At 53.4% G+C, this 13,954-nt stretch carries 11 protein-coding genes; 2 read left to right on the top strand and 9 right to left on the bottom strand.

From position 1 onward, the window contains the following. Positions 1-4: 4 nt before the first annotated feature. The gene (locus ACJJI0_RS00260; RefSeq protein WP_444884170.1) at positions 5-382 is read left to right on the top strand and encodes a hypothetical protein; all 378 of its coding nucleotides are present in this window, start codon (positions 5-7) and stop codon (positions 380-382) included. Between the two features lie 82 nt (positions 383-464). Here the strand turns inward: ACJJI0_RS00260 and ACJJI0_RS00265 are convergent, their stop codons facing one another. The 9 genes from ACJJI0_RS00265 to map all read right to left on the bottom strand — a co-directional run bounded on the left by ACJJI0_RS00265 (position 465) and on the right by map (position 12,838). Further along, on the bottom strand, positions 465-2,420 hold the full coding sequence (locus ACJJI0_RS00265; protein WP_444884171.1) for an alpha/beta hydrolase family protein: 1,956 nt from the start codon (positions 2,418-2,420) through the stop codon (positions 465-467). A gap of 111 nt (positions 2,421-2,531) precedes the next feature. Next, on the bottom strand, positions 2,532-4,586 hold the full coding sequence (locus ACJJI0_RS00270; RefSeq protein ID WP_444884172.1) for an alpha/beta hydrolase family protein: 2,055 nt from the start codon (positions 4,584-4,586) through the stop codon (positions 2,532-2,534). A 138-nt stretch (positions 4,587-4,724) separates the two neighbouring features. Beyond that, complete coding sequence (gene dapE, locus ACJJI0_RS00275) at positions 4,725-5,858, bottom strand: succinyl-diaminopimelate desuccinylase (RefSeq protein WP_444884173.1); 1,134 nt, start codon at positions 5,856-5,858, stop codon at positions 4,725-4,727. 90 nt (positions 5,859-5,948) lie between these two features. After that, complete coding sequence (gene dapD, locus ACJJI0_RS00280) at positions 5,949-6,980, bottom strand: 2,3,4,5-tetrahydropyridine-2,6-dicarboxylate N-succinyltransferase (RefSeq protein ID WP_444884174.1); 1,032 nt, start codon at positions 6,978-6,980, stop codon at positions 5,949-5,951. Positions 6,981-6,989: 9 nt separating this feature from the next. After that, positions 6,990-7,343, bottom strand: coding sequence for an ArsC family reductase (locus tag ACJJI0_RS00285; protein ID WP_444884175.1), 354 nt, complete (start codon positions 7,341-7,343; stop codon positions 6,990-6,992). A gap of 2 nt (positions 7,344-7,345) precedes the next feature. Further along, positions 7,346-8,014, bottom strand: a complete 669-nt coding sequence (nth, locus tag ACJJI0_RS00290; protein WP_444884176.1) for an endonuclease III — start codon at positions 8,012-8,014, stop codon at positions 7,346-7,348. 59 nt (positions 8,015-8,073) lie between these two features. Next, positions 8,074-9,252 (bottom strand): succinyldiaminopimelate transaminase, encoded by a 1,179-nt coding sequence (gene dapC / locus ACJJI0_RS00295; RefSeq protein ID WP_444884177.1) that lies wholly within the window; start codon positions 9,250-9,252, stop codon positions 8,074-8,076. A gap of 30 nt (positions 9,253-9,282) precedes the next feature. Continuing rightward, positions 9,283-11,988 (bottom strand): [protein-PII] uridylyltransferase, encoded by a 2,706-nt coding sequence (locus ACJJI0_RS00300; protein ID WP_444884178.1) that lies wholly within the window; start codon positions 11,986-11,988, stop codon positions 9,283-9,285. 79 nt (positions 11,989-12,067) lie between these two features. Then, positions 12,068-12,838 (bottom strand): type I methionyl aminopeptidase, encoded by a 771-nt coding sequence (gene map / locus ACJJI0_RS00305; protein ID WP_252082672.1) that lies wholly within the window; start codon positions 12,836-12,838, stop codon positions 12,068-12,070. Between the two features lie 287 nt (positions 12,839-13,125). Here map and rpsB point away from each other — a divergent pair, with 287 nt between their 5' ends. Continuing rightward, positions 13,126-13,872, top strand: coding sequence for a 30S ribosomal protein S2 (gene rpsB, locus ACJJI0_RS00310; protein WP_252082670.1), 747 nt, complete (start codon positions 13,126-13,128; stop codon positions 13,870-13,872). Positions 13,873-13,954: the final 82 nt, after the last annotated feature.

A 13,954-nucleotide genomic window follows, 5' to 3' on the forward strand; every position in this document is an offset into this window, starting at 1 on the left:
CTACATGTCACAGACGATCCCCTTTAAAGATTTCTGGCCCTGGCTGGCCGAGCATCCCAACTGCATTCTCCGGGCCGGCACTCCAGAGAGCGTCGTTTACGATGATGATGACTACTACTGGCGCTTTGCAGAGGAGGATACCCGCACACTGCTTGTACAAGTGATGCGCGGCAAACGCCCGGTAGCGGAGTTTTTTATCGAGCCCTCACACATTGCTTCTGTACAGGTGGGCCCAGGGGAAAGGGGAGAGTATAACTTCGATTTGATGACAGAAATCCATGGGCAGATGCAGGTGATTTATTATTTTGTGCTGTCACATGGCTTAGACGAGCCAGTGAGTCCCGTCGAGGAGCCCCCCCAGGCTTCAGGGCAGCTCCACTAAAAGATCGTTTATCTGATCTTGGATTTGAAGTACCAGTTGATAAATCAACTGGTACTAAGGAGACCGGAGTGGTATTAACTTATTACAGGTTTACAGCTGGGTGTTTTTCTACTGACCCAACACCAATATGCTTATCAAGAAAAGCTAGTAGTTCTGTATAAAGTTTCATATTGTTTTTTTCATTATAAAACCCATGTCCTTCATTGGCGACAATAAGGCTTTTTGCGGGCTTTCCTTCTTTCTCAAGTTTTTCCAATAGCTCCTCTGCGTGCTCAACCGGCACTCGCTCATCTTTCTCACCGTGAATAATAAACAAGGGAATATTGAGTTTGTCAGTATTGTGGATTGGGGAGTTTTCCCTAAGGAAGTTCTTATCTTTGCTCAGCTCCCTTTTAAGGTAGGCTAACCCCCTATCGCGACGTTTGATGTCCCCCTTCTTATACATCATCTCCAGATCATAAACACCTACATAGCCGGCGGCACACTTATACAAGTCTGGGTATCTGATCGGATTCATTAGGGCGGAGTAACCCCCAAAGCTGGCACCGTAAATGCAAACTCTCTCTGGGTCTGCATAGCCTTTTTCTACTGCCCAGTGAACGGCGTCGGCTATGTCCTTTTGAATTTTGCCTCCCCACTCACGCTCTCCGGCTGTGTAAAAATGGTCTCCATAGCCTGTGGAACCACGGAAATTAACCTGGAGAAACAGGTAGCCATTTTGGGAAAGTATTTGTGCTTCTTGTTCGTATCCCCAATAGTCACGGGCATGGGGCCCACCATGTGGCACTACTACCATAGGCAGATTTTTAGTTTGTCCTTTGGGAAACGTCAGATAGGTGCCTATTCTCATGTTATCTGTGGTGACGAATGACTCAGCTCGCATTGAGTTTAGAGTTTCAGGGGCAAGCCATTCTGATGATGACAATAGAAAATCTACTTTCTTAGTCTTCAAGTTTGCTAAGAAATAATCCCCTGGAAGTCGGTCTCCATAAACTTTTAATATTCCTAAAGAGCCATCACTGGTGAAGCTTGTAAAGTTTATTCTGTAGCCCTCAAAAGCCTTTTTTAAACCACGGAAATAAGCTGCAAATCCATCGCCCTCATCAAAAAAGTACTCTTCAGGGTAGTCGGGGTGCAGGTAAACCCCGATGGGTTTATCACTTTTGGGGTGGTAAATTACTGCGCTAATGTCGGAAATATCGTGGGAAAATATTTGAGTTAATTTGTTTGTTTTAGTGTTAAATTTAACTAGTTGCTCCGTATCGTTAGGGCGGTCTATTTCAAAATAGAAATCCCCTGTTTCTAGATTGCCTCCCCTTGGCCAGCTACGATTTAAAATAGAGTTTTCTAGTTTTTCCCATCCTATTTTAGATTTCTTGTAAAGTTCGCGTTCACCATTTCTGTTGCTGCCGGTAGCGAAGGTTAAATTCCCGTTTCTGTCAGTGTGGGCGCGTCCTACCTGAGGAAGTCCTGTTATTCTTTTTTGTACGCCATTATAAATGTTTACTTCGAGGATTTCTCCTATTGTTTCCCAGTCCTTAGCCCAGGGGGAGGTGGAGATCAATATTTTATTTTTTTCTTTAGGGAGGGTATCAATGATTGTTGGGTGGGCATATGTGGATTCGGCCTTTTTTAAGCGAGATCCGACTTGGCGCTCTCCCGCCAAGTGTCCGAATATGTTTTTGCCTCTAGTGCCATCATAGTTAATGGCAAATAGTGAGCCATAAAATATTGGTGTCTCTAATGCCGCTTCCCTTGATACGACTTCAGTAACAATCCGTTCATTGTTAGCCCAGTAGAAATCGCCGACTTCTTCCTTGCTTCTAAAGCGCAGATGGCCAGTGATCTTTAGAGGGTTGATAGACATAAAAACCAGTATTCTCTCCCCCTCATATAATTTTTTAATGGCTAAATGGGTACCAGTTGGAGAAATTTTTACTTCTTGTATATCTGTATGCCGTACCAAGTCGGACAAGCTAACTTGCCCAGAAAGTGCGAGAGAGGGCCACAGGAAAAAAAGAAATAACAGCTTGCGCATCACTAAAATCCTTGTCATTGATTTTTCTATTATGAATGACAAGGGAAATGAATAAAATAGTGTGGACGCCTAGTGGAGGCGCCCACTAATTAAAAAGTCAGTAAAGATAAATTATTTACTTACTAAGTCTTCAGTCTCTCTATCCGACTTATGCTGATCAAACCAGTACAAAATAGAAGCCACTTTCGCAATCATCTGGCTGGGTCTTGCGGCAATACTGTGAGAGGCGCCTGGAATTCGTACCATTGCCGCTTCCACATCGTTCAACTTCAGTGCCTGATAAAACTGCTCTGTTTCGGACATCGGTGTGCGGTAGTCCTCCTCTCCTGTAAGCAGCATAGTTGGCGTAGTGACATTGCCCACATAAGTCAGCGGTGAGCGGCGGCGATACTCCTCCGGTTTTTCCCAGGGCATGCCTGAGAACCAGTATTTGGTAAAGAACCTGGAGTAATCTGCAGTTAAAACGAAGCTCTCCCAGTTGATTACCGGTTTGGCAACTACTGCTGCGCGGAATCGGTCAGTTTTGCCGATAATCCAGGCCGTTAGGGTGCCGCCGCCGCTGCCGCCGGTAACGAATAATTGCCCCTCATCGATATAACCTTGGTCGATTACTGCATCGACGCCGGCCATTAAATCGTCGTAATCCTGGCTCGGGTAATTGTGATGAATCAGGTTGGCAAATTCATGCCCGTAGCTGGTGGAGCCCCGTGGGTTTGTGTAGAGAACTACATAGCCGGCGGCGGCAAAAAGTTGCACCTCGGCGGCAAACCGGGGGCCATAGTTAGAGAAGGGCCCGCCGTGAATTTCCAACAGCAGAGGATATTTTTTCTTCGGGTCGAAATTTGGCGGGTAGGCGACCCAGCCCTGTATATCGCGGCCATCAAAACTGGACTTGTAATTGATTTCCTCCACACGGGCCATATTGCGCAGCGGCATCACATCGTTATTGAGGCTGGTCAGCGCTTTTACTTTGCCATTTTGGGCCAAAGCCAGCTCTGCCGGATGTTGCGGATTGGTTTGCGTGTAAGCAATAGCTCCGCGCTTGGATGTGGCAAAGTGAGTGCCCGAGTAAGGTCGCCCCAGCGATAGACCGCCAGCATCACTGGCGACTACAGTGTCGCTGCCACCAATTTTTTTAATGGAAATTTTTGTGGAGCCCTGATCGTCGTAGCTATAAGCGATACGTTTACTGTCGCCGAGCCAGTCGAAGCTGGAGATACTGCGGTCTTTAGCGGTTTGCACTTTGCGAGACTCGCCGCTGTCGAGATCGATGATGCGCAGGCTGTGTTGTTGGTACCCGAGCCGTTGATCCTCGAACCCCAGGTAGGCGAGCTTTTTACCATCGGGGGAAATCTGTGGATGGTGATCGGGCCCGAATCTTTCGGTGATCTGCTCGATGTCGCCATCCTTGAGATTGACTCTATAAATTTCAGAGTTCATCAATTCGATTTCGTGATCGGGGTGGCGGTTTGCAGAAAAGTAAATAGCGTCGTTGTTTTTACTCCAGGCGAGACTACTGCCGTGATCGAACTCACCGCTGGTAAGCTGATGCGGCGTGCCGCCCTCACGGGGGATGACAAATACCTGGGTGTGCCCCTGCTTGAGATAACCCATGCCGTCCGCACGATAAATACTGCGGTCGATAAACTGAGGTGGTTTTGCCCACTCGGCGCCCTCGGGGGCACCGGGTAGCTCAACCGGGAGCGGTTTGCTCTCGGGCACAAACATGGTGAAGGCAATTTGTTTGCCGTCTCGTGACCACTGAATATTGGAAGGGGATTTTGGTAGGTGGGAGATCTGCAGATTTTGGCCGTTGTCGAGCCACAATAGGTGTATCTGGGGGCTGCCACTGCGGGAACTGATAAAGGCAATTGTCTTACCGTCCGGGGATAGGCGCGGCGAATAATCAGAGTAATCTCCTGAGGTCAGTGGACGGTGGTCCTTGCCGTCGGCACTGATGCGCCACAGGTTTGCCCGCTTGTTGTCTGCCATTTTGTTCATGGAGTTGCGGACGTAGTAAATACTCTTTCCGTCGTTACTGAACTGAGGGTCGCTGGCATACTCGAGATTGAATACATCCTCATAGCTGAAGTTAGTGGGTTGCTCTTCAGCGAGGGCAGGACTGGCGATTAATATCGCCGCGGCTATTTTCAATAGTCTGTTCATTATCTGCGGACTCCTCCATTTTGTTATCGGAAGGAGCATACCGCAGAGGCAGTTGGTTAGGAGGCGAATAAGCCGATCCGTGTATTTAGTGGGATAGTCCGTGCAATTAATAAATAATTATCGTCTGGGGCAGTAAGCTCAGGTTAGAAGCTCCCTAAGTACTTCCCGATAGATTTCCTGAAGTATATCCAAATCGTCGGCTTTGACTCTCTCATCAACTTTGTGAATAGTGGCATTGACCGGCCCCAGTTCCACTACTTGCGCTCCTGTTGGAGCGATAAAGCGGCCATCGGAAGTGCCCCCGGCAGTCGATAATTCTGTTTCCTTTCCTGTGATTTTTTGAATCGCTTGCTCTACAGCGTGGACCAGTGGACCCTCGGCAGTGAGGAAGGGGTGCCCGGACAAATTAAAGTTCGCTTCATATTTTAAGTTGTACTTATCCAGGATTGCTCGGGCACGGGCCTCCAGTTCTTCGGCGGTGGATTCTGTAGAAAAGCGCCAGTTACAGAGCAGATCCACCTCACCGGGAATCACATTGGTTGCTCCTGTGCCTCCGTTGATGTTGGAAACTTGGAAGCTGGTGGCTGGGAAAAATTGGTTGCCCTGATCCCACTCTTCTGCGGCCAGTTCAGCGAGAGCTGGGGCCAAATTGTGAATTGGGTTTTCCGCCAGGTGTGGATAGGCCACATGTCCCTGCACACCGAAGACTTTTAATTCAAGGCCCAGGGAGCCGCGTCTTCCATTCTTGATAATATCGCCGACGCGCTCGCTGCTGGAGGGCTCACCGACAATACAGCAGTCTATTTTTTCTCCCTGCTTCTCAAGCCACTCAACGACTTTGACTGTGCCGTTGATTGCCGGTCCCTCTTCGTCGCTGGTGATCAAAAAGGCGATGCGACCTCTGTGATCAGAGTGTTGGTGGATAAACTCCTCGCAGGCCACCACCATTGCTGCCAGTGAACCCTTCATATCGGCCGCGCCGCGACCATACAGAAAGCCATCGTGGATTTTGGGTTCGAAGGGGGGGCTGCTCCAGTTTTCCTCCGGCCCACTCGGCACGACATCGGTGTGACCGGCAAAGGCAAGTAGAGGGCCTTTGCTTTGCCCGTTGCGCACCGCCCAAAAATTATCGGTATCGCCACGGCGCAACTTTGTCACCTTGAACCCAATTTTTTCCAGCCGCTCAATCATCTGATCCATACAGCCTGCGTCCTCGGGGGTTACGGAGCGACGGCGGATAAGGTCAAAGGCCAGTTGCAGTGTGGGGGTCACGGAATAATCCTTTTAGTTGATCAGGTGCGTTGTTATCGGAATTTATGCAGATGGAGAGCGGGCGGGGCCGGGGCCCCGCAGGGTCAGGTTTTAATTGCTGTGCAGAGCTGCATTCAATTCAATGGCACTCTTATTCGTTAAACATTCAACAGCGCCATTGGTAGAATTTCTTCGGAACAGGAGGTCGGATTTTCCGGCCAATTCGCGTGCTTTGATGTATTCGACCAGTTTGCCGCTGTCGTCCAGTAGGGCCACTTTGGTTCCGGCGGTGATATATAAACCCGCTTCCACGGTGCAGCGATCCCCCAGGGGGATACCGATACCGGCGTTGGCACCCAGTAGGCAGTTGTCGCCCACGGAAATCACTATGTTTCCGCCGCCGGAGAGGGTACCCATGGTGGAGCTGCTGCCACCCAGATCGGAGCCTGCACCGACAAATACGCCGGCCGAGATGCGGCCTTCGATCATGCCTGGTCCCTCGGTGCCCGCGTTAAAGTTGACGAAGCCCTCATGCATGATCGTGGTGCCCTCACCGAGATAGGCGCCGAGGCGCACACGTGCGGTGTGGGCGATGCGCACGCCCGTGGGCACCACGTAATTGGTCATCTTGGGAAATTTGTCGACACAGGCAACTTCCAGGTGCTCTCCGTTCAGGCGCGCTTCCAGTTGGCGCTGTGGCAGTTCTTCCAAGTCGATTGCGCCCTGATTGGTCCAGGCCACATTGACCAGTTTGCCGAAGATATCTTCGAGATTCGTTTCGTGGGGTTTCACCAGCCGGTGGGAAAGCAGATGTAATTTTAAATAGGCTTCAGGTACTGTCTGTGGCGCTTCGTCGCTGGAAAGTACGGCCACTACCAGAGGTCGGTGGCTGTTGGCGAACTGCTGTAGGATCTCCGCCTGTTCGCCCGCCCCGGCGCTGTGCAGTTTTTCAGTGAGGCTGTGCAGCAGGGTCGCGTCGAGAGGCAGGCTGTGGTTGCCGCTTTCGATATGTAGGGTCTCGGTTACCGCTTTGGCTATTTCTGCACTGGGTTTGAACAGCGGTTTTGGATAGAAGACTTCAAGCCAGTCGCCCTTGCTATTACAGGTGCCAACGCCGAATCCAATGCTGTAGATATCGCTCATATTTTTCTCCTAGTTGGCTTGGCCGGTAAGTGCGGCGAACTCTTGCTCTTTAAAACCGAAGTGGGTAGTGCCGCCTGAGCTGGTCACCGGGCGCTTGATCAGGGTGGGGGTCTCGATGGCCAGGGTCAAAGCGCTGGCGTTGTCCATTGTGTTTTTCTGCGCTTCGCTCAGGGCGCGCCAACTGGTGGAGCGGCGATTCAGCACTTCCTGCCAGCCAAATTTATTCAGCCAGGCTTTTAGGGGCACATTGTCCATGCCGTCTTCACGGAAATCGTGAAACTGATAGTCGACCCCATTCTTTTCCAGCCATTTGCGGGCTTTTTTTACGGTGTCGCAGTTTTTAATGCCGTACAGAGTAATCACAGTTACGCCTTTTTGGTTTTCTTGGGGTTTTTGCGGTTGGGATAGCATGTGGTGCAGATTTCGCAGACTGTGCCGTCGCAGCCGCGTGCCGAGCAGTACTCGCGGCCATAAAAAATAATCTGCAGGTGCAATTTATTCCACTTTTCTCTGGGGAATAGCCTTTTTAGATCTTTCTCGGTCTGGGTGACATTTTTACCGCTGGTGAGTCCCCAGCGCTGCGCCAGGCGGTGAATATGGGTGTCCACAGGGAAGGCCGGGTGACCAAATGCCTGGGACATTACCACACTTGCGGTCTTGTGGCCGACGCCGGGCAGGGTTTCCAGGGCGGCCATATTTTCCGGCACTTTACTGTGGTATTCGTTGACGAGAATTTGTGACAGCTTGCTGATGGCTTTGGATTTTTGCGGTGATAAACCGCAGGGGCGGATAACCGCTTGAATATCCTCCACGGGTACTAGAGCCATATCCCCCGGGTTGTCGGCCAACTGCCAGAGGGCGGGGGTGATCTGGTTTACTCGCTCATCGGTACACTGCGCCGAGAGTAGTACGGCGACTAACAAGGTGTAGGAGTCTTTGTGGTCGAGCGGAATCGGGGTCTGCGGATAGAGTTCTTCCAGGCGCTGTAGAATAAAATCCACGCGCTCTTGCTTGAGTAAATTTTTTACTGCCATTCTCGTCTGTGCCTGGGTGGGGCTCCTGGGTTACGGTGTCTGTTGGATTAGTTCGCCTGTCAGATTTGCCGGCAAAATTCCTTGATGCGCTCTGCAGCCTCTATGCATTCTTCCAATGTGGCCACCAGGGCCATGCGTACATACTCGCTGCCTGGATTTACTCCCTCGCTATTGCGGGCGAGGAAAGAGCCTGGCAAAACCGTGATATTTTGCTGGCGGTATAGCTCTCTGGCGAACTCCTCCCCGTTGCCGACTCGCGGCCACAGGTAAAAGCTGGCCTGTGGTTTTTGTACTTCTAAGCAGCCGTCGAGAATATCGAGCACCGCGTCGAACTTTTGTCGGTAGAGTGCGCGATTTTCGCGTACGTGCTCTTCATCCTGCCAGGCGGCAATAGAGGCGTATTGGTTGGGTAGCGGCATTGCGCAGCCGTGGTAGGTGCGATAGAGGAGGAATTTCTCCAGCAGCTGAGCGTCGCCCGCAACAAACCCGGAGCGCAGCCCGGCCAAATTGGAGCGCTTCGACAGGCTGTGAAAAACCACACAGCGGTGATAGTTGCTGCGGCCCATTTGCTCGCAGGCTTGCAGCAGCCCGGCCGGTGGTTCGCTCTCATCGAAATAGAGTTCCGAGTAGCACTCATCTGAGGCGATAGTGAAGTTGAAGCGGTCTGCAAGCTCGATGAGTGACTGCAAATCGTCGATCCCTAGCAGTGCGCCTGTGGGATTGCCCGGTGAGCACAGGTAGAGCAGTTCACACTGCTGCCACACCGATTCGGATACCGAGCCGAAGTCTGGTTTAAAACTATTGTCGGCGAGGCAGTTGATAAAGTGCGGCTCGGCACCGGCGAGCAGGGCCGCCCCCTCGTAAATCTGGTAGAAGGGGTTGGGCATCAGTACTTTACTGCCCGGCGTGACCGTGGCCTGTGCGAAGGCGAATAACGCTTCGCGGGTGCCGTTTACTGGCAGCACCTTGGAATCGGCACTCACTTGTTTGAGTTGGAAACGGGCGCATAGCCAGTCGGCAATTGCCTGGCGCAGGGGTTCGAGGCCTATGGTGAGCGGGTAGGCGGAGATCTTATCCAGGTGCGCGACTAGCGCTCTCTGTACGAATTTGGGCGGCTCGTGTTTCGGTTCGCCGATGGAGAGGGCGATATGGGGTTTGTTCGCCGGCTGCAGGCCCGCTTTCAGTGCCTGTAACTTGGAAAAAGGGTAGGGCTGCAGCTTGTCCAGGTTTGGATTCATGGCGTTCTTATCCGCTCGTCATTGGTGATATTACGGCGCTGTGTGGTCATCCAGCTCCCGGCAAATGGCCTGCTCTAGAGCGTGGTTGGTCTCGGCATTGCAGAGCGCGCGCCCCTCGGCGTCGGTGATATGGAAAATATCCTCCACGCGCTCCCCAAGAGTGGAGATCTTGGCATTGTGCAGGCGCAGATCGTGTGTGACAAAGGTGCGTGCAATCAGGGCCAGCAGGCCCGGTCTATCAGCACTGGTGATTTCCAGCGTGCTGTACTGATCTCCCGGTTCTGTGGATAGGTGCGCGCGGCTCTCCAGTGAAAACATCTTTAGGCGCCTCGGGGTGCGCCGTTGGATCACCTTGGAGTAATCCTCCACCAGTTCCAGCTCCTCTTGTAGGGTTTCGCGAATTTGCTGCAGGCGCTGGGGTTCGTCGAGCAGGGGTTGTCCAGATTCGTCCAGCACATAAAAAGTGTCTAGGGTGTAACCTGAGGCCGAGCTGTAAAGGCGCGCGTCGTGCACGTTCAGGTTGAGCATATCGAGTCCGGTGACTGCGGCGGCGAACACATTGGCGCGGTCGGGGGTATAGACGAAAACCTGGGTGGCGCCATCGTGCTCACCGGGGCCCGAGTTGCGCGTTAGTACCAGGGTGTCGCTCGGCAGCAGCGGGCTGTTGCTGTGCAGCTCATGGATGGCCGCGGTGTGCCAAACGATGTTGTCGGCGCTCTCGCGCACAAAGTAGTCCTCGCCCATTTGCGCCCAGATATTTTCTATGGAGGCCTCTGGCAGACCGAGGGCGCTCAGCTTTTCCAGTGCCAGGCTGCGGGTCTCTTCGATGATTTCCTCCCGATCGACGGGATTCTCCAAACCGCGGCGCAGGGCGTGTTGGGTGGCCTGGTAGAGTTGGCGCATCAGGCTGGCGCGCCAGCTGTTCCAAAGCTCTGGGTTGGTGGCGTTGATATCGGCTACTGTGAGGGCGTAGAGGTAATCCAGGTGTTCGCGGTCGCCCACCTCGCGGGCGAAGGCATGCACCACCTCCGGGTCGCTGATGTCCTGTTTTTGGGATACCTGGCTCATCAATAGATGCTTTTCCACCAGCCAGCACACCAGGCGGCGGTCGCGTGCCGGCAGTTGGTGGCGCTGGCAGAATTCGGCGGCGTCCACCACGCCCAACTTCGAGTGGTCGCCGCCGCGACCCTTGGCGATATCGTGGTAGAGACCGGCAATATACAGCAGCTCGGGCTGGCGCAACCGCTCGAGGATCTCCGCGGCGATCGGGAATTTCTCGCGTGCTTCGGGGCCGCGAAAACTGCGCATATTGCGCACCACCTGCAAGGTGTGAGCGTCCACAGTGTAGATATGGAAGAGATCGTGCTGCATTTGCCCGGTAACGCGGCCGAATTCTGGCAGGTAGCGCCCGAGAATACCGTAGCGGGTCATGCGCGACAGCTGTGTGGAGAGTCCGCGCGCAGAACGCAGCAGTTCCATAAACAGCTCGCTGTTGGCGGAGTCCGCGCGAAAGCGCTCATCGATCAAGTGGCGGTGTTCCCGGATCAGGCGGATAGTTGAGGCACGCACCCGGGTAATCTGCGGGTGCCTGGTCATCAACACAAAGATTTCCAATAGCGCAGAGGGGTGCTGATTAAACACCTGCGGATAGACGGCTTCAATCGCGCCGCCGCGCAGTTGGAAGCGCTCATTGATGGGGGTGATAGCCTGCTCACCCCCTTGTTGGATCACCTCGCCCAAATACTGCAGCAATACATCGTTAAGCTCGCGTAGGGCCATTACGATGCGATAGTAGTTGTGCATAAATTGCTCAACTGCCAGCTGGGTGTCGCTGTCTTCATAGCCAAATTGTTTGGCTAGCTCCCTCTGGTAGTCGAACAGCAGTCGCTCCTCGGCGCGCCCGGCGAGGAGGTGAAGGCCGTAGCGCACACGCCAAAGGAAACTTTCGCCGGACTGCAGGATGGCGAATTCTTCTTCAGTGAAAAAGGCCTTGCCCTGCAACTGTCTGAGCGTGCGTACGCGAAAAAAGTACTTCGCGACCCAAGAGATAGTCTGGATATCGCGCAGCCCGCCGGGTGCGTTTTTGATATTGGGCTCGAGAATATATTCCGCTGCCTGCTGGCGGTTGTGGCGCTCATCCTGTTCCGCCAGTTTGGCTTTGAAGAAATCCTCGGTGGACCAGAGCTTGCCCCCCTCCATCCCGGCCGCAAGTCGTTCGCCGGGTTTGCTATCACCCACCACAGTACGGGACTCGGTGAGATTGGTGATGACGGTGATGTCCTCGGCGGCCAGCGCTAGGCACTCATTTACGTTGCGCACTGAGTGACCGATCTCCAAGCCCAAATCCCAGAGGAAAGTAATGAGGCGCTCTATGTTGTCGACTGTTTCATCATCGGCGCGTTCCTCGGTGAGGATCAGCAGGTCGATATCGGAATGGGGGTGCAGCTCCCCGCGCCCATAGCCTCCGACGGCCAGCAAGCTGGCGCCCGGTCTCCAGCTGTACTGATGCCAGGCGTAGTGCAACAGGCAGTCGATGAATAAGGCGCGCTCATGCACGAGGGTGGCCACATCTTCACCCTCGCGAAAACGTTCAGCCATCTGGTGCTCGGCAGCGCCAATCGCATCTTTAAATACTTGCAAGGGCGGTTTTTCACGGGAAGCCAAGTCCCGGCGAAAGCGGGTTTGATCGAAGAAGAACAGGGGGCGCTCGAAGTAAGGGATATTGGCCGGCTGCATGACTGAAGTCCGTTTGGCAGTGTCCCGCCGCGCGGCAGCGGGACTGTGCATCTTTAATTGGAGCGGGGAGAGTTTGCGATTAAAACTTTTCCTCACCGCGTGCGGTCAGTACCTCAACCCCGTTGCTGGTGACCACCATGGTGTGCTCCCACTGTGCCGATAGGCGGCGGTCCTTGGTGACTGCCGTCCAGCCGTCGCCGAGAACGCGGGTTGCAGCTTTGCCGGCATTGATCATCGGCTCAATAGTGAAGGTCATGCCCTCCTGCAAAACTTCGCCAGTTCCGGGCTGGCCGTAGTGCAATATCTGAGGTTCTTCGTGGAAGACATCGCCGATACCGTGACCGCAGAAGTCGCGTACGACGGAGTAGTAATTCTTTTCGGCATGCTGCTGGATCACATGGCCAATATCACCGAGGCTGGTACCCGGGCGCACTATCTCAATAGCCTTGTACATGCATTCTTGGGTTACGCGCACCAGCCGCTCGGCGTGTGCAGCGGGCTTGCCGACGAAGAACATCTTGCTGGTGTCGCCGTACCATCCATCCTTGATCACGGTGACGTCAATATTAATGATGTCGCCCTTTTTGAGCACTTTGCTTTCAGAGGGTATTCCGTGGCAGACCACTTCATTTACCGAGGTGCAAATGGACTTTGGGAAGCCTCGATAGCCGAGGCAGGCGGGAATGGCTTTCTGCACGTTGACAATATGGTCGTGGCAGCGGCGGTCCAGTTCTTCCGTTGTGACACCAGGGACCACATATTCGCCAATCATTTCCAGGACCTCTGCGGCGAGGCGGCCCGCGGTGCGCATTTTGGCAATTTGTTCCGGCGTCTTTATGGCTGAGGTCATGCGTGTCCTTAAGTCTATCTGTGAAGGCGGGCATTGTAGCGGATTGCCGGTGGTGGGGCATAGCGTCAGGGCTTGACACTATTCAGCGAGCGAATCGGCGCACTCATTCGCACCATATTTGTCCGCGTCCTTCACTCAGCTGTGCGATTGTGGTATAAAGCGCGCCGCTCCGGAATGCTTCCGGGGTAAAAATGCCGCACACGCATCGACACATGTGTCTGGGTGCCTCGATAGGGGTTGACGCATGGGATGTGTGGAGGACTAACCCGTATATATAGAGGTTTATTATGCCGCAAGTAAGCATGCGCGATATGCTGCAGGCTGGTGTTCACTTTGGCCACCAGACCCGCTACTGGAACCCGAAGATGGGTCAATTCATCTTTGGTGCCCGCAACAAGATTCACATCATCAACCTGGAGCACACTGTACCGGCCTTCAACGAAGCCCTGCAGGTGATCAAGGGGATGGCTGCTCAAAAGAAAAAGATTCTGTTCGTTGGCACCAAGCGTGCTGCACAGAAATCTATCAAAGAGCAGGCTGAGCGCTGTGGCCAGCCCTTCGTCAGCAACCGCTGGCTGGGCGGTATGCTCACCAACTACAAAACCATCCGCGCGTCCATCAAGCGTTTCCGTGAGCTGGAAGCCCAGTCTCAAGATGGCACTTTCGAAAAGCTGACCAAAAAAGAAGCTCTGATGCGCACCCGCATGATGGAAAAGCTTGACCGCTCCATCGGTGGTATCAAAGACATGGGCGGCCTGCCCGACGCGATTTTCGTAATCGACGTTGAGCACGAGCGCATCGCCATCCAGGAAGCTAACAAGCTTGGTATTCCGGTAATCGGTGTTGTCGATACCAATAGCGATCCCGCTGGTGTTGACTATGTAATTCCCGGTAACGACGACGCTATCCGTGCAATCAAGCTGTACACCACTGTTGCAGCTGACGCGGTGCTCGCCGGTGCAGCGGAAGCTGGTAGCGCGGTGAACAAAGACGAGTACGTCGAAGCTAGCGATGACGAAGCTGCTGCAGAGTAATTTGCAGGGCTAAGTGGTGTGACGGAGTAGCGTTACATTGCGAACTTAAAAAGGGGCCCGAATTACGGCCCCTTTTTTCTAA

The organism is Microbulbifer mixtoriginis (SeqCode) (assembly GCF_052466695.1).